15 protein-coding genes are annotated in these 21,908 nt (G+C 64.0%); 12 read left to right on the forward strand and 3 right to left on the reverse strand.

All coding sequences use genetic code 11. The annotated features are described in order from the left end of the window. Positions 1-46: 46 nt before the first annotated feature. On the forward strand, positions 47-829 hold the full coding sequence (locus tag JQ591_RS23375; RefSeq protein ID WP_211398324.1) for an enoyl-CoA hydratase/isomerase family protein: 783 nt from the start codon (positions 47-49) through the stop codon (positions 827-829). Between the two features lie 212 nt (positions 830-1,041). Here JQ591_RS23375 and JQ591_RS23380 read toward each other — a convergent pair whose 3' ends face one another. The 3 genes from JQ591_RS23380 to JQ591_RS23390 form a co-directional block, all read right to left on the reverse strand. Further along, on the reverse strand, positions 1,042-1,470 hold the full coding sequence (locus tag JQ591_RS23380; protein ID WP_211398325.1) for a GlcG/HbpS family heme-binding protein: 429 nt from the start codon (positions 1,468-1,470) through the stop codon (positions 1,042-1,044). Then, positions 1,463-4,441, reverse strand: a complete 2,979-nt coding sequence (locus JQ591_RS23385) for an FAD-binding and (Fe-S)-binding domain-containing protein (RefSeq protein ID WP_211398326.1) — start codon at positions 4,439-4,441, stop codon at positions 1,463-1,465. Before JQ591_RS23385 ends, JQ591_RS23380 begins: the two co-directional genes overlap by 8 nt. 105 nt (positions 4,442-4,546) lie before the next feature. Continuing rightward, positions 4,547-5,284 carry a GntR family transcriptional regulator gene (locus tag JQ591_RS23390; RefSeq protein ID WP_211398327.1) on the reverse strand — a complete coding sequence of 246 codons (738 nt, stop codon included), beginning with the start codon at positions 5,282-5,284 and terminating at the stop codon, positions 4,547-4,549. A 133-nt stretch (positions 5,285-5,417) separates the two neighbouring features. Between JQ591_RS23390 and JQ591_RS23395 the strand changes: the two genes are divergently transcribed. The 11 genes from JQ591_RS23395 (at position 5,418) to JQ591_RS23445 (ending at position 21,879) form a co-directional block, all read left to right on the forward strand. Continuing rightward, the gene (locus JQ591_RS23395) at positions 5,418-6,620 is read left to right on the forward strand and encodes a pyridoxal-phosphate-dependent aminotransferase family protein (protein ID WP_433995213.1); all 1,203 of its coding nucleotides are present in this window, start codon (positions 5,418-5,420) and stop codon (positions 6,618-6,620) included. Between the two features lie 55 nt (positions 6,621-6,675). Beyond that, complete coding sequence (locus tag JQ591_RS23400) at positions 6,676-7,959, forward strand: MFS transporter (RefSeq protein ID WP_211398329.1); 1,284 nt, start codon at positions 6,676-6,678, stop codon at positions 7,957-7,959. Between the two features lie 114 nt (positions 7,960-8,073). Beyond that, positions 8,074-9,273 (forward strand): pyridoxal-phosphate-dependent aminotransferase family protein, encoded by a 1,200-nt coding sequence (locus tag JQ591_RS23405; RefSeq protein WP_211398330.1) that lies wholly within the window; start codon positions 8,074-8,076, stop codon positions 9,271-9,273. 44 nt (positions 9,274-9,317) lie between these two features. After that, positions 9,318-10,115, forward strand: a complete 798-nt coding sequence (locus JQ591_RS23410) for an enoyl-CoA hydratase/isomerase family protein (RefSeq protein ID WP_211398331.1) — start codon at positions 9,318-9,320, stop codon at positions 10,113-10,115. 589 nt (positions 10,116-10,704) lie between these two features. Continuing rightward, the gene (locus JQ591_RS23415) at positions 10,705-14,604 is read left to right on the forward strand and encodes a beta strand repeat-containing protein (RefSeq protein ID WP_211398332.1); all 3,900 of its coding nucleotides are present in this window, start codon (positions 10,705-10,707) and stop codon (positions 14,602-14,604) included. Positions 14,605-14,821: 217 nt separating this feature from the next. Then, complete coding sequence (locus JQ591_RS23420; protein WP_211398333.1) at positions 14,822-15,796, forward strand: Bug family tripartite tricarboxylate transporter substrate binding protein; 975 nt, start codon at positions 14,822-14,824, stop codon at positions 15,794-15,796. A 220-nt stretch (positions 15,797-16,016) separates the two neighbouring features. Beyond that, the gene (locus JQ591_RS23425) at positions 16,017-16,559 is read left to right on the forward strand and encodes a tripartite tricarboxylate transporter TctB family protein (protein WP_211398334.1); all 543 of its coding nucleotides are present in this window, start codon (positions 16,017-16,019) and stop codon (positions 16,557-16,559) included. 11 nt (positions 16,560-16,570) lie between these two features. After that, positions 16,571-18,082 carry a tripartite tricarboxylate transporter permease gene (locus tag JQ591_RS23430; protein ID WP_211398335.1) on the forward strand — a complete coding sequence of 504 codons (1,512 nt, stop codon included), beginning with the start codon at positions 16,571-16,573 and terminating at the stop codon, positions 18,080-18,082. Between the two features lie 233 nt (positions 18,083-18,315). Then, entirely contained in the window at positions 18,316-19,266 is a 951-nt protein-coding gene (locus tag JQ591_RS23435) for a right-handed parallel beta-helix repeat-containing protein (protein ID WP_211398336.1), read from the forward strand. 400 nt (positions 19,267-19,666) lie between these two features. Continuing rightward, complete coding sequence (locus JQ591_RS23440; RefSeq protein ID WP_211398337.1) at positions 19,667-20,536, forward strand: outer membrane protein; 870 nt, start codon at positions 19,667-19,669, stop codon at positions 20,534-20,536. A 449-nt stretch (positions 20,537-20,985) separates the two neighbouring features. Beyond that, positions 20,986-21,879 (forward strand): outer membrane protein, encoded by an 894-nt coding sequence (locus JQ591_RS23445; RefSeq protein WP_211398338.1) that lies wholly within the window; start codon positions 20,986-20,988, stop codon positions 21,877-21,879. Positions 21,880-21,908: the final 29 nt, after the last annotated feature.

Genomic DNA, 21,908 nt, shown 5'->3' on the forward strand with positions numbered 1-21,908 from the left:
CTGCCGCAAATGGCAGCAAAACGGAAGCCAAGGAAGCGAGCGTGCCATGACCGACACCACAGCCGTGATCACCGAGAAGCGCGGGCAGGCGCTCTGGATCACCATCAACCGGCCCGAGAAACGCAACGCGCTGAACGGCGAGGTCATCGCCGGCATCGCGCGCGGCTATCGCGACGCGCATGACGACAAGGATGTCCGAATCATCGTGCTGACGGGCGCGGGCGACAAGGCGTTCTGCGCCGGTGCGGACCTTCAGAACTCCGGCGCGGCTTTCGCGATGGATCATTCGAAGCCGAATGTCGACTATGCCGATCTGTTGCGCTTGTCGCAGAACGCGACCAAGCCCGCGATTGCACGTGTCGGCGGCGTCTGCATGGCCGGCGGCATGGGCCTGCTCTGCATGACCGACATGGCCGTCGCCGCCGATCACGTCGTCTTCGGTCTGCCGGAAGTGAAGGTCGGCGTGTTTCCGATGCAGGTGTTGAGCCTGTTACAGTCCATCGCCCCACCTCGCCTCGTCAACGAGTGGGCGCTGACCGGCGAGCCGTTCGACGCCAAGGCTGCAATGGCAGCGGGCCTGCTCAATTATGTCGTGCCCACGGCCGGGCTGGATGCCAAGGTCGACTGGCTGATCGGCCGCATCGTCGACAAATCCCCGACCGCGATCCGCCGCGGCAAATACGCGATGCGCGCGATCGCCTCGATGTCGTTCGACGAGAGCATCGCCTACACCGAAAGCCAGATCGCGCTGCTCGCCATGACCGAGGACGCCAAGGAAGGGCTGAAAGCGTTCAGCGAGAAGCGCAAGCCGGTCTGGACCGGGCGGTGAGGGGAAGATCTCGTGTCCCGGACGCGCTGCAACGCTCTTGCGTTGCTGCGCAGAGCCGGGACCCAGATGGCGGTACCGGACACACGGCACGATGGGCCCCAGCTCTGCAGCGCACCGCTGAAGAAGCGCTGCGCTGCGTCCGGGGCACGAGAGTGCTCTCCACTAGCCCAAATTGAGTTATCAAACAGCAGACACGCCTTCGAGCGGCGATCTCACCCCGCGTTGGCCTTCAACCCTGCCGCCTGGATGCCGGCCACCGCGCACGCCTCGTCATTGTCCGACGTGTCGCCGGAGATGCCGACGGCGCCGAGCAGCGTCGTGCCGTCCATGATCAGCACGCCGCCGGGGACCGGCACCAGCGCGCCCTTGGCCATGGTGTTCACGGCGTCGATGAAATAGGCCTGCTCCTGCGCGCGCTGGAAGAGAGCGCGCGAGCCCATGCCCAATGCGAGCGCGCCGTAGGCCTTGCCGTGCGCGATCTCGGCGCGCATCAGGCTGGTGCCGTCCTGCGCCGCGGCGATCTTGAGCACCCCGCGGGCGTCCAGGATGGTGACGACCAGCGGCTTCAACTTCAGCTCCGTGGATTTCGCGAAAGCGGCGTCGAGGATCTTGCGGGCGGTGTCGAGGGTGAGGTCAGCCATGGCTGGTTTCCTTTGCAATGGGAGGGGTTGTGGATTGGGTTTCGGCACGATCAAGGCTCATCGCCAGCACCCGCGCGACGTGACGCGCCTCGCGCTGGGCGCCGTCGTGGATCTGGTGCCGGCAGGAGGTGCCGTCGGCAACAACGAGCGTATTTGGGTCAGCGCGCCGCACGGCGGGTAGCAGCGAGAGCTCGGCCATCTCGATCGAGGCATCGTAGGTGTCCGCGCCATAGCCGAAGGCGCCGGCCATGCCGCAGCAGCTCGACTCGATGGTCTCGACCTTCAGGCCGGGGACGAGGCGCAGCACCTGCTCGACCGGTTTGAACGCGCCGAAGGATTTTTGATGGCAATGGCCGTGCACCAGGGCCTTATCGGCAACGGTGCCGAGCGGCAGTTGCAGCCGGCCGGCCTCGGCTTCGCGCACCAGGAATTCCTCGAAGGTCAGCGCGTGGGCGCCGACGGCCTTGGCGTCATCGTCCTTGCGCAGCGAGGCGAGCTCGTCGCGCAGGGTCAAGAGGCAGCTTGGCTCGAGGCCGACGATCGGGACGCCGCGCGCGGCGAAGGGCGCGAAGGCGGCGACGAGACGATCGAGTTCGGACCTGGCTTCGTCGACGAGACCGGCGGACAGGAAGGTGCGGCCGCAGCACAGCGGACGGCCGCCGCTTGCAGGTTTCGGCAGATGCACGCGATAGCCGCCGGCCGCGAGCACGCGCAACGCGGCCTCAAGGTTCTCGCGCTCATAGATGCGGTTGAAGGTGTCGGCGAACAGCACGACCTCGCGGCCGGTTTCCGGCCCGACCGCTTCGGCCGGCGGCACGAACACGTCGCTGCGGAAGGCGGGGAGCGCGCGGCGTGCGCTGATGCCGGCAAAGCGCTCGAACAGCTTTCGCAGCAGCGGGCTGCGGTTGCGCAAATTTGCCAGCGGTGCGAAGCGCGACGCGAGGCCAGCATAGCGCGGCAGGTAGCCGACGAGCCGGTCGCGCAATGTCAGACCATGCGAGGCCGCGCGCGCAGCCAGCACCTCGATCTTCATCTTGGCCATGTCGACACCGGTCGGGCATTCGTGGCGGCAGGCCTTGCAGGAGACGCAGAGTTTCAGCGTCTCCATCATCTCGTCGGAGGAGAGCGCGCCCTCGCCGAGCTGTCCGGAGATGGCGAGCCGCAAAGTGTTCGCGCGCCCTCGCGTCACGTCCTTCTCGTTGCGCGTCGCGCGGTAGGACGGACACATCACGCCGCCCTCGAGCTTGCGGCAGGCGCCGTTGTTGTTGCACATCTCGACCGCGCCCTGAAAACCGCCGCCGGCCCCGGGATAAGCCGACCAGTCGAGTTTTGTCTTGAGCTCAGCGACGCGATACTCGGGCTTGAAGCGGAACAGCGAGCGGTCGTCCATCCTGGGCGCATCGACGATCTTGCCGGGATTGAGCACGCCATCGGGATCGAAGCGATGCTTCACTTCGCGGAAGTCGGCGACGAGACGCTCGCCGAACATGGTTTCGTGAAATTCGGAGCGCACTAGGCCGTCGCCGTGCTCGCCGGAATGCGAGCCCTTGTATTCGCGCACCAGTTCGAAGGCTTCCTCGGCGATGGCCCGCATCGCCTTGACGTCCTTCTCCAGCTTCAAATTCAGCACGGGCCGCACATGCAGGCAGCCTTCGGAGGCGTGAGCATACATCGTGCCGCTGGTGCCGTGCTTGGCAAAGACTTCATTCAGCCGCGCGGTGTAGTCGGCCAGATGCGGCAGCGGCACGGCGCAGTCCTCGACGAAGGAGACCGGCTTGCCCTCCTGCTTCATCGACATCATGACGTTGAGGCCGGCGGCGCGGAAATCGGCGATCCCGCTCTGGAGCGCGGGCTCGGTGATGTCCACCACGCCGCCCCATTTGCGCTTGTCGTTGTTCCAGCCGAAGCCGAGATCGCCCATCAGCTCGCCGAGCTGCTTCAGACGCACGAGGTTGTCTGCCTGATCCTCTTCGGCGAACTCGACCACGAGCACCGCATCCGGATCGCCCTTGATCGCGGCGGAGATGATCGGCCGGAACATCGCGATGTCGCGGCCGAGCGCCAGCATGGTGCGGTCGACCAACTCGACCGCGATCGGCTTCAGCTTGACCAGATGCTGGGCCGCGTCCATCGCCTCGTAAAAACTGCCGAAATGGCAGATGCCGAGCGCCTTGTTGCGGATCACGGGCCACAGCTTCAGCTCGACCTTGGTGGTGAAGGCGAGGGTGCCCTCGGAGCCGACGAGAAGGTGGGCCATGTTGTTGCGCGCATTGCGCGGCACCAGCGCATCGAGATTGTAGCCGCCGACACGGCGCTGCAGCTTGGGGAAGCGCGCGGCGATCTCGCCGGCCTCGCGGGCGCCGAGATCGAGCATGTCGCGGAACAGGGCGCGGGCGCTGTCGTTCGCATCGAGATCGGAGAGATCGCGCGACACCTCGCCGAAGCGGCTCAGCGTGCCGTCGGCGAGCGCGGCCTCCATCGACAGCGTGTTGTCGCGCATGGTGCCGTAGCGCAAGCTACGGCCGCCGCAGGAATTGTTGCCCGCCATGCCGCCGATGGTGGCGCGCGACGCCGTGGAGACGTCGACCGGAAACCAGAGGCCGTGCTTTCGGAGCTGGCGGTTGAGGTCGTCGAGCACGATGCCGGGCTCGACCACGCAGGTGCGCCCTTCGACGTCGAGCGACAGGATCCGGTTCAGGTGCTTCGAGAGATCGACCACGAGGCCGTCATTGACGGTCTGGCCGCATTGCGAGGTGCCGCCGCCGCGCGGGGTCACCTTCCGTCCGTCGTCCCGGGCGATCGCCAGCGCCCGCAAGGCCTCGTCCATGGTCCTGGGCACGACCACGCCCGCGGGCACGATCTGATAGAACGAGGCGTCGGTGGCGTAGCGGCCGCGGCTGAAGCGATCGAACAGGACGTCGCCGGTCATTTCCGCGCGCAGGCGCCGTTCGAGCGAGGAGGCGTTTGTCATCCCTGGTCCCGGACTGATCCAGCGAGGCGTACGGCCGGGCTGGAGTATTCATTCTTGTTTCTGACCGATTATATTATGAATTCAAAATGAGCAAGCCGGCTGCCCTCAAGGGGAGGCTGGAGCGTCCGCTTGGGGCTCGGTCAGGTGCTCGATCGCGGCCGTCCGCTTGTTGCGCAGGTGCTGGAACAGGATGTCGCTGAGCTCGCTCGCGGCACGGCGGCGCAGTGCATCGAGGATGGCCTCGTGCTCGCGCATCGCTTCCGCCCAGCGCTGCCGCTTGCGGGCGAAATTGGCGGAGTAGCGGACGCGGCGGATCCGGCCGGCAAAGTTGGCGTAGGCGGCCTTCAGCGTCTCGTTGCGCGCCGCCGCGACGATGCTTTCGTGGATGCGCTGGTTGATCTGGAAATAGCCGTGCATGTCGCGATGCAGATAGTGGCCGTACATCTCGTAATGCAGCTGCTCGATCGCGGTAATTTCCGCGTCGGTAATGGCTTCGCAGGCCAGGCGTCCGGCAAGGCTCTCCAGCCCCGCCATCACGTCGAACAGCTCCTCGAGGTCGCGCTGGCTGAGCTGGCGGACCCGCGCGCCGCGGTTGGGGAGCAGCTCGATCAGGCCCTCGGCGGCGAGCACCTTCAAGGCCTCGCGCAGCGGCGTGCGGGAGATGCCGAACATCTCGCAGAGCTGCCGCTCGGGGACGCGCGCGCCGTCGGGAATGTTGCCCTCGACCACGTAGTCGCGCAGCCGCAGCAGGATCTCGCCGTGAAGCGAGGCCTCCTGGCGGTCGCCGCCATTAGCGGCGGGCAGGGCAATCGGAACCCCGGTGTCGGGAATCGTGGATTTCATTTGCAGCACAGTAGTTTGCCTGTTTGGTCGCGTCGATGTCGACAATCGAATACCAAAAATTGGTTGAAAGTACAAAAAATGAATGCAAAATAGCCCCCAGCGTCGGTCAAAATCCGCCGACAGGGAGGTTTTCATGCATCAGGGACGCCATTTCCTTCAGATTCCGGGACCGAGCCCGGTCCCCGAGCGCGTCCTGCGCGCCATGGACATGCCGGTCATCGACCACCGGAGCGCAGAATTCGGCGAGCTTGGCCGCACCGTGCTCGAAGGCAGCCAGAAAATCTTCCAGACCGCCGGCCCGGTGGTGATCTTCCCCTCGTCGGGGACCGGGGCCTGGGAGGCCGCGATCGTCAACACGCTGTCGCCGGGCGACAAGGTGCTGATGGTCGAGACCGGCCATTTCGCCACCCTGTGGCGGCAAATGGCGGGACGGTTCGGCATCGAGGTCGATTTCGTCCCCGGCGACTGGCGTCGCGGCGCCGATCCGGCCGTGATCGAGGCAAGACTCACCGACGACACCGCGCGCGCGATCAAGGCGGTGATGGTCGTGCACAACGAGACCTCCACCGGGGCGACCAGCCGCATTGCCGAGATCCGCGCCGCGATCGATCGCACGGGCCATCCGGCGCTGCTGATGGTCGACACCATCTCCTCGCTCGGCTCGGTCGACTACCGCCACGACGAATGGAAGGTCGATGTCAGCGTCAGCTGCTCGCAGAAGGGTTTCATGCTGCCGCCCGGCCTCGGCTTCAACGCGATCTCGGAGAAGGCGCGCATAGCTGCGAAGACCAACAGGATGCCGCGCTCCTATTTCGACTGGGAGGAGATGCTCAAGCCCAACGCAAACGGCTTTTTCCCCTACACGCCGGCGACCAATCTGCTCTACGGCCTGCGCGAGGCGATCGCGATGCTGCTCGAAGAGGGGCTCGACGACGTTTTCGCGCGGCATCAACGGCTGGCGGCTGCGACCCGTGCCGCCGTCAATCATTGGGGCCTCGAGATCCTCTGCCAGGAGCCTGCCGAGTTCTCGCCGGTGCTCACGGCAGTGCTGATGCCGCCGGGACATGATGCCGATCAGTTCCGCAAGATCGTGCTCGACAATTACAACATGTCGCTCGGCTCGGGCCTGTCGAAGGTCGCCGGCAAAGTCTTCCGCATCGGCCATCTCGGCGAATGCAACGCGTTGACGCTGCTCGGCGCGCTCACCGGTGTGGAGATGGGTCTGTCGGTCGCGGGCGTGCCGCACCGCTCCGGCGGCGTCGATGCTGCGATGAAGCTGCTGGAGCAGCGCCCGCAGGGCAATGCGTCGCCGCATCTGAAAGTGGTCGGCACTTAAACCGCGCGGGGACACGCGGGCGACAACCACAAAAGATAATCACGGAGGGGTGGAGATGGGAGTTCGGTTCAAGGCCACGCATGTCGTGCTGGCGATGCTCTGCGCGATGTATTTCATCACCTATGTCGACCGGGTGAACATCGGCACCGCGGCGAGCGAGATCCAGAAGGAGCTCGGTCTGTCGAACACCCAGCTCGGCCTCGTCTTCTCCGCCTTCGCCTATCCCTATCTGCTGTTCCAGGTGATCGGAGGCTGGGTCGGCGATCGCTTCGGGCCGCGCAAGACGCTGTTCTGGTGCGGCATGATCTGGGCGGTGGCGACCATCTCGACCGGCTTCGTGCATGGCCTCGCCGCGCTGTTCGTCGCGCGCTTCGCGCTCGGTTTCGGGGAGGGCGCGACCTTTCCGACCGCGACGCGTGCGATGCAATACTGGACGCCGGCGAACCGCCGCGGTTTTGCGCAAGGGCTGACCCATTCCTTCGCCCGGCTCGGCAATGCGGTGACGCCGCCGGTGGTGGCGCTGCTGATCCTGTGGCTGACCTGGCGCGGCGCATTCGTCGTGCTCGGCTTCGTCAGTCTCGTCTGGGGCGTCGTCTGGGTCTGGTACTTCCGCAACGAGCCGAAGGAGCACGCCTCCATCACGGAGGCCGAGCTCGCCGCACTGCCGCCGCGCGCAACCGGCGAGCGGCCGAGCGTGCCCTGGGGTCCGCTATTGGGGCGGATGTGGCCGGTGACGCTGACCTATTTCTGCTACGGCTGGTGCCTGTGGCTCTATCTCAACTGGCTGCCGCTGTTCTTCAAGAACAACTACAATCTCGACATCAAGAATTCGGCACTGTTTGCCTCGGGCGTGTTCTTCGCCGGCGTGATCGGCGACAGCGTCGGCGGCGTGCTCTCGGACAAGATCCTCGACCGCACCGGCAATGTCCGGCTGGCGCGGCTGAGCGTCACCGTTGCGGGATTTGCGGGAGCGCTGCTCTCGCTGTTTCCGATCCTGTTCGTCCACGACATCACGATCGTCGCGCTGTGCCTGTCGGCCGGCTTCTTCTGCGCTGAGCTGGTGATCGGACCGATGTGGTCGATCCCGATGGACATCGCCCCGAAACATTCCGGGACCGCCTCGGGACTCATGAACACCGGCTCGGCCTTTGCCGCCATCGTATCCCCGCTGGTGGCAGGCTTCGTGATCGACGCGACCGGCAATTGGTACCTGCCGTTCCTGATGTCGATGGGCCTGTTGCTGCTCGGCGGCTTTTCCGCCTTCCTGATGCATCCGGAGCGCCCGTTCACGGAGGCCGAGGGGGGCCTGCCGTCCGGCAAGGTGGTGGCCGCGGAGTAGGGGGCGGCCGCCCGCCAGTAATGCATGGGAGGCGCCTTTAGGAGAGGGGACAAGCCGGTCAAATGGTGCTATTCGGCGGCCATCAAAATCAAGGCAAGACCGGGAAGGACGCCGATGACCGTGCATACTGGAAGGCATTTCCTACAGATTCCAGGACCGACCAACGTGCCCGACCGGGTGCTGCGGGCGATGGACATGCCGACGCTGGACCATCGCGGTCCGGAGTTCGCCGAGCTCGGTTTCGCCGTCCTCGCCGGCATGCAGCGGGTGTTCCGCACCAAGCAGCCCGTGATCATCTTCCCCTCGTCCGGCACCGGCGCCTGGGAAGCTGCGATGGTCAACGTGCTCGCGCCCGGCGACAAGGTCCTGATGTGCGAGACCGGCCAGTTCGCCGTGCTGTGGCGCGGCATCGCCGACAAGTTCAAGCTCGACGTCGACTTCATCCCGAGCGACTGGCGCCATGGTGCCGATCTCGCCGAGATCGAGAAGCGCCTTGCCGCCGACAAGCAGCACGCGATCAAGGCGGTCTGCGTCGTCCACAACGAGACCTCGACCGGCTGCGTGACGCCGCCGCTCGAGGTGCGCAAGCTGCTCGACCGGGTCAAGCATCCGGCGCTGCTGATGGTCGACACCATCTCCGGCCTCGGCTCGATGGAGTATGAGCACGATGCTTGGGGCGTCGACGTCTCGGTCGCCGGCTCGCAGAAGGGCCTGATGCTGCCGCCGGGCCTCGGCTTCAACGCCGTCTCGGAGAAGGCGCTCGCGGTGGCCAAGGCCAACCCCGGCATGCGCTCCTATTGGGACTGGCAGGAGGTCATCGGCTTCAACAAGCTCGGCACCTTCCCCTATACGCCCGCGACCAATCTGCTCTACGGCCTGCGCGAAGCGGTCAAGATGCTGGAAGAAGAGGGGCTCGAGAACGTCTGGACCCGCCACAAGCGCCACAGCGCGGCGACACGTGCCGCGGTCAAGGTCTGGGGCCTGGAGACGCAGTGCGCCGACCCTGCGGCGCATTCGCCGGCGCTGACCGGCGTGCGCGTGCCGGACGGACATGACGCCGATGCCTTCCGCAAGGTGGTGCTGGAAAACTTCGACATGTCGCTCGGCACCGGCCTGAACAAGGTCAAGGGCAAGGTGTTCCGCATCGGCCATATCGGCCATTTCAACGATCTGATGCTGATGGGCACGCTCGCTGGCGTCGAGATGGGCCTCGATCTTGCAAAGATCCCGCACCGGAGCGGCGGCGTGTTGGCGGCCATGGACGTCCTGAAGGGACGTGACGTGGTGCCGATGACCAAGGCTCAAGTGGCGTGAAGGCTCAGGTTGCCTGACCTAACCTGGAGAAAAGAGAGCGCGCGATGAACGCACCGACGACTGCCAATGAAGACCTGCTCTACTCCGTCACGGACGGCATCGCGCGGATCACCTTCAACCGCCCGCAGGCGCGCAACGCACTGACCTTCGCCATGTACGAGCGCATGGCGGAGATTTGCCAGGAGATCAACGCCGACCGCTCGATCAAGGCGCTGATCCTGACCGGCGCCGGCGACAAGGCGTTTGCCTCCGGCACCGACATTTCTCAATTCCGTGCGTTCAAAACCGCGCAGGATGCGCTCGACTATGAAGCGAGGATCGACCGCGTGCTCGGCACGCTGGAGCAGTGCCGCGTGCCCGTGATCGCGGCGATCGCGGGAGCCTGCACCGGCGGCGGCGCCGGAATTGCGGCCTGCTGCGACCTCCGCATCGGGACTGAAGCGACGCGCATTGGTTTTCCGATCGCGCGCACGCTCGGCAACTGCCTGTCGATGTCGAACATCAGCCGTGTCGTCTCGCTGGTCGGCCCCGCCCGCACCAAGGATCTGATCTTCAAGGCGCGCCTCGTCGAGGCGCCGGAAGCACTGGCCCTCGGTCTCCTCAACGAGGTCGTTCCCGACGTCGAGACGCTGCAGCGCCGCGCCGACGAGACCGCAAAGCTCGTGGCGAGCCACGCCCCGCTCACGCTGGAAGCGACCAAGGAGGCGGTGCGCCGCATCCGTCGCACGTTGTCGCGCGAAGAGGGCGAGGATCTGATCCTCAAGGCCTATATGAGCGAGGATTTCCGCGAGGGAATGGACGCTTTCCTCAACAAGCGCGCGCCCAACTGGAAGGGCAAATAGCGCGGCCTTTGCTTTTTTGCGCCGCTTCAGATGCGGCGCGAAAGTCGGAAGCCATCGCTGACGTCAATCGTCAGCCGTTCGACGCATCCGCCATTGTCACAGACTTTCAAGCGGTTCCGCCCTCCGGAACCGCCGTTGCGCGCGTGGGTGCTGCGCGTTTACGTTGACGGCACGACAAGCTCGGGCATAAGATCGCGGAGGTTGCATGATGCCGTCTCGCATTTTTCGGGCCGGCAGGCCGGCCGGCAAGTGATTTTGAGTCCAGTCGAATTGAGTGACGTGAGTTGCGTGAAGCGATCTGACCGACCGTGCTGCCAACCCGATGTCATTGAACTGAAATTGAACTGAAAAAGTAGCGAACCAGGTTTCAACGACGCGAGCCGCGCCAGAATTTTATTGCTGTTGACCATCCCGATGCCGGGCACGGCCTTGCGAAAGCTCTCAAGCCAATACCCATAATCCAAGACCCTTAAGCCAGACTCTTAAAGTCAAGACCGTTTGAGTCTCGTCTGATTTCTCAGACCGATTAGTCACGTCGTCGCACCGTCTGCGGCGGCGCCTTCATGGCAACGCAGGCAGGGATTTTTCCATGACCAATCACACGCCGATTTTCACCTCGTCATCCGCGACGGGCAGCTTCACCGAATTCGCCAATCTCGACGATTCAACCACGCTGCACACGCTGTCCGGGACGATGAGCTTCAAGGACAGCGACAAGACCGACACCCATACGACGGCCGCGACGCTGCATTCCGCGGTGCTGTCCAGCGGAACGATCATCCCTGCGGCCTCGCTTGCGCATTTCCAGACTGCGATGCAATCGCAGATCCTGAGCGATTCAAACGGCAACGGCCAGCTCAAATGGAGTTTCAGCGACCAGGACCAGGATTTCGATTTCCTGTCCAAGAACCAGACGCTGGTCCTGACCTACGACGTCAAGGTCTCCGACAACCACGGCGGCTTCGCGATCCAGACCGTCAAGATCACGATCACCGGCACCGACGACAAGCCGGTGATCAACATGGCGACGGTCGCGACCGTCACCGAGCAGACCAACCAGACGCTGTCGCTTTCGCCCGACACGGTACATGTCGCGATCAACTTCACCGACGACGATCTCACCAATACCGGGCATACCGCGACCGTGATCGGCGTATCCGCCTCCGGGGCCACCGCCGGCCTGTTGCCCGGTTCGCTCGGCGACGCCGAGCTGATGGCGTTCTACCACGTCGACAACGTCGTCAAGACTTCCGGCTCCTCGACCGGCACCATCAACACCACCTTCTCGGCGCCCGATCTCGCCTTCGACTATCTCGCGGCGGGCCAGCACCTCGAAATCACCTACACGGTGCAGCTCGACGACCACGCCGGCGGAATTTCGACGCAGACGGTCAAGGTGACCGTGGTCGGCAGCAACGACAAGCCGATCTTCCTGTCGTGTCCGGAATCGGCCGCGCTCGTCGAGGACCAGAATGTCGATCCGGCCGGCAATCTCACCGCGCACGACAGCCTGCTATTCACCGACATCGATCTCGCCGACACGCATTCCGTCTCGACGACCGTCACGGCGACCCGTTCGGGCGGCGGTTCGATACCCCTGACGAATGCGCAATTGCTGGCCGCATTCGCCACCGGACTTCATGATTCGACCGGTCATCTGATCGGCGAGGTCGACTGGAATTTCGCGCTGGCCAATTCCTCGACCAATTTCCTCAACGGAGGCGAGACGCTCAAGCTGGTCTATCACGTTGCGGTCACTGACCCCTCTGGTGCCACCACGATCCAGGACGTCACCATCACGGTCCTCGGCGCCAATCATCCCGTCGTGATCACGAGCGGTCCGGAATCCTCGACCGTGGCCGAGCAGGATGCCACCACGGGCTCAGCGGTGCCCGATACGACGCCGACGACGCCGGCGGGCACGCTCACCTTCACCGACCAGGACACCAACGATACGCACACCGTGACGGTCACGCTCGGCTCGACCTCCGGGCCGACGCCGCCGGCCGCGACGCAGGCCGATCTCGCCGCAGCGCTGACGACGACGCTGCACGATTCCACCGGCACCGGCACCGGCAGCATCGACTGGAATTTCGCGATTGCCGACAAGGATCTCGACTATCTCGCGTTCAACGAGACGCTGACGGTGAACTACAACATCAAGGTTGCCGACGGTTTGACCAGCTCGACGCAGACCGTCTCCGTCGTCATCACCGGCGCCAACGACGCGGTGGCGATGACCAGCGGGCCGGAATCGGCTTCGCTGTCCGAGCAGCCTGGCCAGGCCAATTCGTCAACGCCCGACACAACGGCGGTGCAGACGCTGAATTTTGCCGATGTCGATCTGGCCAATGTCCACTCGGTCGACGTGTCGCTCACCTCTGCGGTGTGGTCGGCCGATCCGTCTTTCGTTCCCGGTGAGACGCTGAACGATCTGCAGGCGGCGCTCACAACGGTGCTGCACGATGCCACGGGCTTTGGCACGGGTGGCATCGACTGGAGCTTTAGTCTTCCCGACCAGGATCTGGACTTCTTGGGCATCAGCGACACGCTGACGGTGATCTACGACATCACGGTGACCGACGGTACGACGACCTCGACCCAGCATGTCACGATCACCGCGACCGGTGCGGCCGACCCCATGATCGTCAATCCGGTCACCGCGACGATCAACGATTCGTCTTCCACCGACGCCGGAAGCTTCGTTGCCGTGGGCAATGCCATTCACGACGTGTCCGACAGCCCTGGCGACGGCAGCCTGTCGCTCAGCATTACCGCCGTGAACGGACAGGCGGCCAATGTTGGCACGTCGATCGCCGCTGCGTATGGCTCGCTGTTGGTCGCGTCCGACGGCACCTACCACTACACGGCCTCATCGGCACTCGACCAGCTCCAGCTCGGAGACAATCCGACCGAACAGTTCACGATCACGGTTACCAACAGCCTCGGAGAGAGCCACGACACGACGCTGACGTTCAACGCGTTCGGCACCGACGACGCGCCGGTGATTACCGCGGCCAATTCGGTGGGAACGCTGACCGAGGACGCGGGCCCCACGGTCATCGTCAACGGCGGCTTTGAGGCCGGCAATCTGAATGGCTGGACGGCGGCTGGCGCCATCTCCGACCAGTTGTTGCTGGGCGGCCAGTATGGCGACTACTCCGCGCTGCTCAGCAACGGCTTCCTGGAGCAGAACGTCGCCACCGTCGCCGGACAGCACTACACTCTGAGCTTTGAGGTTGCCGGCGATCCCGAAGCGACATCCTCGGCGTTCTCGGTCTTCTGGGACGGCGTGCAGATACTTGGTTCGACCCAGGTGGAATTCGGGTTCACCAAATTCACGTTCGACGTGGTTGGCGATGGAGGAGGTGGCTCGACGCCCCTGCAGTTCGACTTTGCCACCGACGGCTCCGGCCTGTTGCTCGATGCCGTCTCGGTTTCGCCGACGCCTGGACCTGCGGTGGAGACCACCGACGGATCGATCTCGTTCTCCGACGCCGAGGCCGCGGATACGCATACGGCAAGCTTCACGCCCGAGGGCGGCGGCTATGTCGGCACGTTCTCGCTCGATCCGGTATCGGAAGTGCCGGGAAGCGGATCAATCGCCTGGCACTACACGGTCGACAACGCCGACATCCAGTTCCTGGCGCAGGGCCAGACGCTGGTGCAGACCTATGCCGTCACCATCCTCGACAGCAACGGCGCCTCCTCCACGGTGCAGAACATCTCGGTCGCCATCAACGGCGCCAACGACGCGCCGACCGCGATCAGCGAGACCGTGGTCACCGATGCAGGCGCCAGTGGCTCGGTCGCCGTTCCCGGCTGGGCGCTGGCGCTGAACGACACCGATCCCGACACCACTGACCACCTCGGGCTCGGCGGCGTCACGGCAAGCTCCGGCGGCAGCGCCGGGACTGCGTTCGGCTTTGCCTTCTTTACCGATGACGCAACGCCGGGCGGCTCGTTCAGCTATACGGCCTCCGACGGAATGACGACTTCGGCAAATGCTGCGACCGCCACCGTCGTCAACAACGCCACCAGCGCGTCGGTGCTGAACGGGACCGCTGGCGACGACGTTCTTGTCGCCACCAACGGGACCGAGGCGCTGAACGGCGGCGGCGGCAACGATGTCCTGATCGGGACGGCAGCCGGCCATGTCATGACCGGCGGCGGCGGCAACGACACTTTCGCATTCCTTCAGCCGCCGACCACACCCGGCCACATCACGGACTTCAACACCACGACTGAGCACGACCGCATCGCCATCTCCGCAAGCAGCTTCGGCGGTGGCCTGACGGCGGGCATGGACGTGACGCCGACATTCGAGACTTCGGCCGACGGCACTTTCTCCGGCGGGGCCGAGTTCCACTTCGATACGGGCAACCAGACGCTCTATTTCAGCGCGGATGGCACTCAAGGCTCCGCGTTCGCAGTGGTGGTGGTCCAGGCCGGCGCGATGATCAACCCGCACGACCTCCTGATCGTGTAGCCGACAGGCGCATTGCTTGCGACCGGTGCGGGCCCCGAAAGGGGCCCGCTTGCTTGTGTCACGCCAATCTCATTCCAAAGTCATAAGAGGGATGACGTCGGATGGCTTGAACTCGGCTGGATTCGCCAGCACAATGGGTACTGAATTCACCTCTGAATTCCAATCCGAACAAGAACATAGGCAATAACTTGGGGGAAGACGCATCGTGGGACATGGAATGAAGGCCGCGATCACCCTGGCGGCCGCGCTTTGCGGTACGCCGGCCTTTGCCGGCTGGGAGCCGACCAAACCGGTCGAGATCGTGGTCGCGGCAGGCGCGGGCGGCGCCTCCGATCAGATGGCGCGGATGATGCAGGCCGCCATCCAGAAGAACAATCTGATGAAGCAGCCGATCGTGGTCTCGCTCAAGGGCGGGGCTTCGGGCGCGGAAGCGCTGATGTACATGAAATCCAGCGAGGGCGATCCCAACAAGGTGCTGATCGCCTATTCGCTGATCTACATGCTGCCGCTGTCGGCGAAGATCCCGTTCAACTGGCGTGAGCTGACCCCGGTTTCGGTGATCGCGCTCGACCAGTTCGTGCTGTGGGACAACAGCGCGGGTCCCAAGACGGTGAAGGAGTTCGTTGCCGCCGCGAAGGCGGCAAGCGCGCCGTTCAAGATGGGCGGCACCGGCTCCAAGCGCGAGGATCACGTGTTGACTGTGTTCCTCGAGCAGAAGACCGGCGCGAAATTCTCCTATCTGCCCTACAAGTCCGGCGGTGAGGCCGCGACCCAACTCGTCGGCAACCACACCGAATCCAATGTCAACAATCCATCCGAAAATCTCGAAGTCTGGCGCGCGGGCCAGGTGCGTCCGCTCTGCGTGTTCGACAAGGAGCGAATCTCCTACACCAGCAAAGTGACGGACACGCAGTCCTGGGCCGACATCCCGACCTGCAAGGAGGAGGGCGTCGACGTGCAGTATCTGATGCTGCGCGCGATGTTCCTGCCCGGCAAGGTCACGGCGGAGCAGCAGGCGTTTTTTGTCGAGCTGTTCCACAAGGTGACGCAGACCGCGGAATACAAGGACTACATGGAAAAGCAGGCGCTGAAGCCGATCTTCCTCACCGGCAAGGACATGGTGCAATTCCTCGAGGAGGACGATGCAGTCAACAAGTCGCTGATGACGGAAGCCGGATTCGTCGCGAAGTAATCGGTCTCTCTTCTCCCTCTCCCCGTTCTTACGGGGAGAGGCACCGGTGGCCTTTGGCCACCGATCTTCTTAAGGACGCCGATGCGTAGCATCGGCTATGGTGAGGGGCTCTCTCAGCGAGTCGAGCCCGTGGAGAGAGCCCCTCACCCGGCGCTTCGCGCCGACCTCTCCCCGTAAGAACGGGGCGAGGTGAACAAGTCCCAGCCTTGCATCAGAGCTCATGTCCCAAACCGATCTTGAAATCGTCGTCGACGATCCGACCGCGCCCGAAGACGACTCGCCTTCCGTCGTCTCCTCCGGCACGGTCGAGATATTCGTCTGTCTCCTGTTGCTCGCGCTGGCCGCCACGCTCGGCTACGACAATTGGCGCACCGGCGCCTCCTGGGATTCGACCGGGCCGGAGCCCGGCTATTTCCCGTTCTATCTCTCCGTCATTCTCGGTGGCGGCAGCCTCTACGGCCTGATCTTGGCGCTGGTCGCGCACCGCGCGGCACCCGAAACCTTCGTCACGCGCGCGCAAGCCCGCCGCGTGATGGCGGTGTTCGTGCCGACGCTGCTGTTCTGCCTGGCGACGCAGTTTCTCGGCCTCTATGTCGCGAGCTTCCTCCTGATCGCGGGCTTCATGCGCCTCGTCGGCAAGATCGCGCCGTGGAAGTCGCTGCTCACCGCTGCCGTGTTCACGGCCATCATGTTCGTTACCTTCGACATCGCCTTCGACGTCATCATGCCGAAAGGGCCGCTCGAAGCGGCCTTCGGTTACTAGGCGGGCCCGCGATGGAAGCTTTCGGTCTCTTGCTTCACGGCTTCGCCGTCCTGCTGACGTGGAAGACGCTCGCGCTGATGATGGTCGGGCTGGTGCTCGGCATCTTCGTCGGCGTCTTGCCCGGGCTCGGCGGACCCAACGGCGTTGCGATCCTGCTGCCGCTCACCTTCACGATGGATCCGACTTCGGCGATCGTGATGCTGTCCTGCATCTACTGGGGCGCGCTGTTCGGCGGCGCGATCACCTCGATCCTGTTCAACATTCCCGGCGAAGCCTGGTCGGTCGCGACCACTTTCGACGGCTATCCGATGGCGCAGCAGGGCAGGGCGGCGGAGGCCCTGACGGCGGCGTTCACGTCCTCTTTCATCGGCTCGCTGGTCGCTGTGCTCCTGATCACCTTCCTCGCCCCGATGATCTCGTCCTTTGCGTTGAAGTTCGGCCCGCCGGAGTTCTTCGCGGTGTATCTGCTGACCTTCTGCTCCTTCGTCGGGTTGGGGCGCGAGGCCAAGCACAAGACTGTCATCTCGATGTCCCTCGGGCTCCTGCTCGCGGGCGTCGGCATGGATACCGTGTCGGGGCAGTTGCGCATGACCTTCGGCTCGGCCGAGCTTTTGCGCGGCATCAACTTCCTCGTCGCCGTCATCGGCCTGTTCGGTATCAGCGAGATCCTGCTGACGATGGAGGAGCGCCTCGCGCTGCGCGGGCACGCGGCGAGCATTTCGCTGCGCGTCGTGCTGAGTGTGTGGAAGGACCTGCCGAAATACTGGGTGACGCTGCTGCGCTCCTCCTTCATCGGCTGCTGGCTCGGCATTACCCCGGGCGGCGCGATCGCGGCCTCTTTCATGGGCTATAACCTTGCCAAGCGTTTTTCCAAGAATCCCGAGAGTTTTGGCAAGGGCCGCATCGAGGGCGTGTTCGCGCCGGAAACGGCGGCCCATGCCTCCGGCACCGCGGCGCTGCTGCCGATGCTGGCGCTCGGCATTCCCGGCTCCGGCACCGCCGCGATCCTGCTCGGCGGGTTGATGGTGTGGGGGCTCAATCCGGGACCGCTGCTGTTCGTCGAGCACAAGGACTTCGTCTGGGGTCTGATCGCCTCGATGTATCTCGGCAATGTCGTCGGCCTCGTGCTGGTGCTGACGACGGTGCCGATCTTCGCCTCGATCCTGCGCGTGCCGTTCGCCGCGGTGGCGCCGATGATCGTGGTGTCCTGCGCGATCGGCGCCTATGCGATCCAGAACGCGATGTTCGACATCTGGCTGATGCTCGGCTTCGGCGTCGTCGGCTACGTCTTCAAGAAGATCGGCATTCCGCTCGCGCCGTTCACGCTGGCGCTCGTGCTCGGCAACCGCGCCGAGGATGCCTTCCGTCTGTCGATGATCGGCGCCGGCGGCGACCTCAAAGTGTTCTGGTCGAACGGCCTGGTCGGCTCGATCACGACCTTGGCGATCGTGTTGCTGTTTTGGCCTGTGATCGACGGCTTGCTCGTCCGTGTCGGATTGACGCAGGGGTCCAAATCATCGTGAGCGAGAGGACCAGATCCTGGTTTGAACCAGCGATTTCCTCAGATCGAAGCTCGGACACAGCCGAGGAGCAACCTCAATTGCTGTATTCGGCAACAACCCTGTCCTATGACGGGAACGAGTTTGTGAGCTAGATAACACGTAAAGTTGTAATCATGTGATATAGAGTCGCCCGTCTGCGGCTCATTGAAGCCGACAGATTTATTGTCATCAATTTTTTAAATTGGAGCCCGGAAATGAAGAGATTACCGAGATTGCTTGGTGTGTCTTTTGCGATCGTGGGGGCAGTGATCGCACTCTCAGTCCTGGCAAGCCCCGCCAGTGCTCAGGCGAGCCGCACTTGGGTGTCCGGTGTCGGCGATGACGCCAATCCCTGCAGCCGCACGGCGCCTTGCAAGACCTTCGCCGGCGCTATTTCGAAGACCGCGGTGAACGGTGAGATCAACTGTATCGATCCTGGCGGCTTCGGCGCCGTGACCATCACGAAGTCGATCACGATCGATTGCCACGAGATCTATGCTTCCATTCTCAACGCCTCAACGAACGGCATCAACATCGCATTCGATTCCTTCGCCGGAACCGACGTGCGCAAGACGGTGAACATCCGCAACCTCAATTTGCAGGGATTTGACACCGGCCTTAACGGCATTCGTATCTTTGGTGCGGGGGCCGGAAGCTTCGTCAACGTCGAGGACTGCCTGATCAACGGCAATTTCGGTTCCCCCGGCACGGGCATCGCCGATCAGCGCACCAATGGAACGCTGAACGTCGTGAACACCACGATTCGAGATATGGGAGGTAGCGGCTTTACGATCGCAAGCGCGGCTGCGGGCCTGATCAAGGCAACGCTCAGCAACGTGAGGGTGATCAACTCGGGCAGCGGCGTCGCCGTTGGCACTGGGGGCGCCGTTCATCTCAGCAATTCGCTTGTGTCGAGTAATTCGGTTGCCGGCGTTTCGATCTCGGGCGGCGGCATCAACGTGGACACGACCACGATTTCCTTCAACGCGATCGGCGTCAAGCAAACAGGCGGATCGGTCAACTTGTCCAACAACGACCTTTCGTTCAACACCGCCGGTGTGTCGGGTACGGTCAACTCGCATTCGAGCAATCGCTTCGACAGCAACGGCGCCGGCGGGACGATCACGCCAATCGGCAGCACGACCAATCCGACCGGGTTGCAGTAACAATCTGGATCGCAGCGACGCGTAGGTCGTCGTTCACGCAAAATGGAAAAGCCCCGGCTCGCGGGGCTTTTTTTGCAGGAGCGAGAAATTGGCGCCGACGGACCGATACTCCCAGGCTAACCCGCGTAGCGATCGATCTTCGCAAATCGTACCGCTGCTTCTGCCAGCCATCATATGACTTGCTGATATGACTTGCCTGGCCTGCGTCGGATCGTCGCAGAGCGCGGGGGCGGAGCCACGCTGAGCGTAATCTCCTTTAAATTCAAATACATAGGAAGATGTCGTCGTAGCCCTAGGCGTTACACGCCCCGATTGTGTCTGGTTGTTGCAGGCCCGGCACAGCCCTTGGACACCGCTCGGCGTATGTTTTCATCACAAATTTGTGCGCAAGGGGATTCCCATGAAGCGGATTGTGATTGGAATGGCGGCGGCGATGTCGCTGTTCGCGACGGGTGCAATGGCTGCCGATCTGGCCGCAAGGCCCTACGTCAAGGCGCCGGTCATGGTCGATCCGGTCTGGAGCTGGACCGGATTCTACGTCGGCGCCAATGGCGGCTACAGCTGGGGCCGCTCGCGCACCGATGTCTCCTACTTCAACTCGGCAACCGGTGCCGCGATCGCGCCGCCCGCCGGCTCCATCACCAATGCGTCGTTCGACATGAACGGCGGCATCGCGGGCGGTCAGGCCGGCTACAACTGGCAGAACGCCAACTGGGTGTTCGGCATCGAGGGCGACCTGCAATGGTCGGGCGAGAAGGGCGGCGCCACCTATAGCTGCTTCACCGTCACGATTGCCGGCGGCGCCTGCCTTCCCGGTCTGACGGCCGCTCCGGCTGGCCTTGCGACTGCCACCACCCTGACGATTGATCAGCATCTTCAGTGGTTCGGCACGGTTCGCGGCCGCGTCGGCATCCTGGCGACGCCCAAGGTGCTGTTCTACGGTACCGGCGGTCTGGCCTTCGGCGAAATCAAGACCACGGGAACCATGACCGGCTTCACGCCCGCCGGTGTCGCGATCGCCTCGGTCGGCTCGAATTCGACGACGCGCGCCGGCTGGACCGCCGGCGTGGGCGTCGAAGGCAAGATCACCCAGAACTGGAGCGCCAAGCTCGAATATCTCTATATGGATCTCGGCAACTTCTCGTCCGGTCCGTTCACGCTGGCGCCGCTCTCGACGGTCAGTGCCAACGTCTCGTCGCGCTTCACCGACCACATCCTGCGCGCCGGCATCAACTATCAGTTCGGTGGCCCGGTGGTTGCCAGATACTAAGAACGACATACTAAGAACAACAGAGGCGTCAACAAGAAGCAAAGCCCGGCCTTGAGCCGGGCTTTGTCGTTTCCGTCCTGATTTTGGAAATGGCACAGGGCCCGACGATCGGACGGCGCGATCGACTTGTTGCGGCCGCGCCACATCCGCGGCCTGATCTGCCCTGGTTGGACCTGCGAAGCCGTATGCATCGAGGGCCTTCCGACGCCATCGCGCCAGTTTGCAAAATCCATCCGACCATCAAATCGTACTGAAATAGCAGCGATTTCGAGAACGCCCGGATGGTGCGCGCACGCCTTCCGTGCGCGACCGTGCGCTCGCATCCCACAAACGACTGACCTTCGTTCGCACGACGCGGAGCGATGCGCTCTTCCCTAGTGTCGCGGCACTGAATCGCCCGCCTCGCGCGAGCAGGAGAACAGGCGACGCCGTTTGTTGAGGGAAGATTGATGACACGAACTCTGCTGGTTGCGGTCGCGACCGCCATGCTGCTCGCACCGCCTGCCTTCGCCGCTGATCTCGCGGTGCCGCACATTTATACCAAGGCGCCGCCGGTGGCCGTGGATCCCGGCTACAATTGGAGCGGCCTCTACGCTGGCATCAACGTCGGCTATGGCTGGGGTCGCTCGGCCACGACTGCGGATTTCGTCGATAGCGGAGGTGGCGCGCTGTTGAATTCGAGCGCCGGCAAGTTCGATCTCAACGGCGTCACCGGCGGCGGACAGATCGGCTACAACTGGCAGCGCGAGATGTTCGTGGTCGGCGTCGAGGCCGATTTCCAGGGCAGCGGCCGGAAGGGCCGTTTCGACGCGCTGTGCGCCGGCGCGCCGGCGGGTCTGCAGGACGGCGTCTGCACGCCGGGTCATCGCGGCGACAACACGTTCGATCCCGCGTTCCCCGTTACGTTCAATCTCGTCCAGAAGCTCGACTGGTTCGGCACCGTCCGCGGCCGGCTTGGCGTCGCGGTGAAGCCGCGCGTGCTGCTCTACGGCACCGGTGGTCTCGCTTATGGCCGCGTCTCGACCTCGGGCACCATCACCGCGACCAATGTCAGCGGTAGCCCTGGGAGCGGCGACAACCTGACGTTCACGCCCGTTGCGGCAAATTTCAGCAACAGCACGACGAAGGTCGGCTGGACCGCAGGCGCCGGCATCGAAGGCGCCTTCGCCGACAATTGGAGCGCCAGGCTCGAATATCTCTATGTCGATCTCGGAACGGCGTCGGGCTCGCTCGCAACGCCCGTGGTCGCGCTCAGCGGCGCGCCCCTGGTCGTCGGCTATCGTTCGCACATCACCGACAATATCCTGCGCTTCGGTGTCAACTATCGCTTCAGCGGCACCTGAGCGACGACGCAGCTCCACGAATCAAAAAG

This window comes from Bradyrhizobium canariense (assembly GCF_018130465.1).
GTDB lineage: Bacteria > Pseudomonadota > Alphaproteobacteria > Rhizobiales > Xanthobacteraceae > Bradyrhizobium > Bradyrhizobium canariense_C.

Excerpts from the sequence above, each read along its gene's own strand:
- JQ591_RS23375 (WP_211398324.1), top strand. The coding sequence starts at position 47 with ATGACCGACACCACAGCCGTGATCACCGAGAAGCGCGGGCAGGCGCTC.
- JQ591_RS23380 (WP_211398325.1), bottom strand. The coding sequence starts at position 1,470 with ATGGCTGACCTCACCCTCGACACCGCCCGCAAGATCCTCGACGCCGCT.
- JQ591_RS23385 (WP_211398326.1), bottom strand. The coding sequence starts at position 4,441 with ATGACAAACGCCTCCTCGCTCGAACGGCGCCTGCGCGCGGAAATGACC.
- JQ591_RS23390 (WP_211398327.1), bottom strand. The coding sequence starts at position 5,284 with ATGAAATCCACGATTCCCGACACCGGGGTTCCGATTGCCCTGCCCGCC.
- JQ591_RS23395 (WP_433995213.1), top strand. The coding sequence starts at position 5,418 with ATGCATCAGGGACGCCATTTCCTTCAGATTCCGGGACCGAGCCCGGTC.
- JQ591_RS23400 (WP_211398329.1), top strand. The coding sequence starts at position 6,676 with ATGGGAGTTCGGTTCAAGGCCACGCATGTCGTGCTGGCGATGCTCTGC.
- JQ591_RS23405 (WP_211398330.1), top strand. The coding sequence starts at position 8,074 with ATGACCGTGCATACTGGAAGGCATTTCCTACAGATTCCAGGACCGACC.
- JQ591_RS23410 (WP_211398331.1), top strand. The coding sequence starts at position 9,318 with ATGAACGCACCGACGACTGCCAATGAAGACCTGCTCTACTCCGTCACG.
- JQ591_RS23415 (WP_211398332.1), top strand. The coding sequence starts at position 10,705 with ATGACCAATCACACGCCGATTTTCACCTCGTCATCCGCGACGGGCAGC.
- JQ591_RS23420 (WP_211398333.1), top strand. The coding sequence starts at position 14,822 with ATGAAGGCCGCGATCACCCTGGCGGCCGCGCTTTGCGGTACGCCGGCC.
- JQ591_RS23425 (WP_211398334.1), top strand. The coding sequence starts at position 16,017 with ATGTCCCAAACCGATCTTGAAATCGTCGTCGACGATCCGACCGCGCCC.
- JQ591_RS23430 (WP_211398335.1), top strand. The coding sequence starts at position 16,571 with ATGGAAGCTTTCGGTCTCTTGCTTCACGGCTTCGCCGTCCTGCTGACG.
- JQ591_RS23435 (WP_211398336.1), top strand. The coding sequence starts at position 18,316 with ATGAAGAGATTACCGAGATTGCTTGGTGTGTCTTTTGCGATCGTGGGG.
- JQ591_RS23440 (WP_211398337.1), top strand. The coding sequence starts at position 19,667 with ATGAAGCGGATTGTGATTGGAATGGCGGCGGCGATGTCGCTGTTCGCG.
- JQ591_RS23445 (WP_211398338.1), top strand. The coding sequence starts at position 20,986 with ATGACACGAACTCTGCTGGTTGCGGTCGCGACCGCCATGCTGCTCGCA.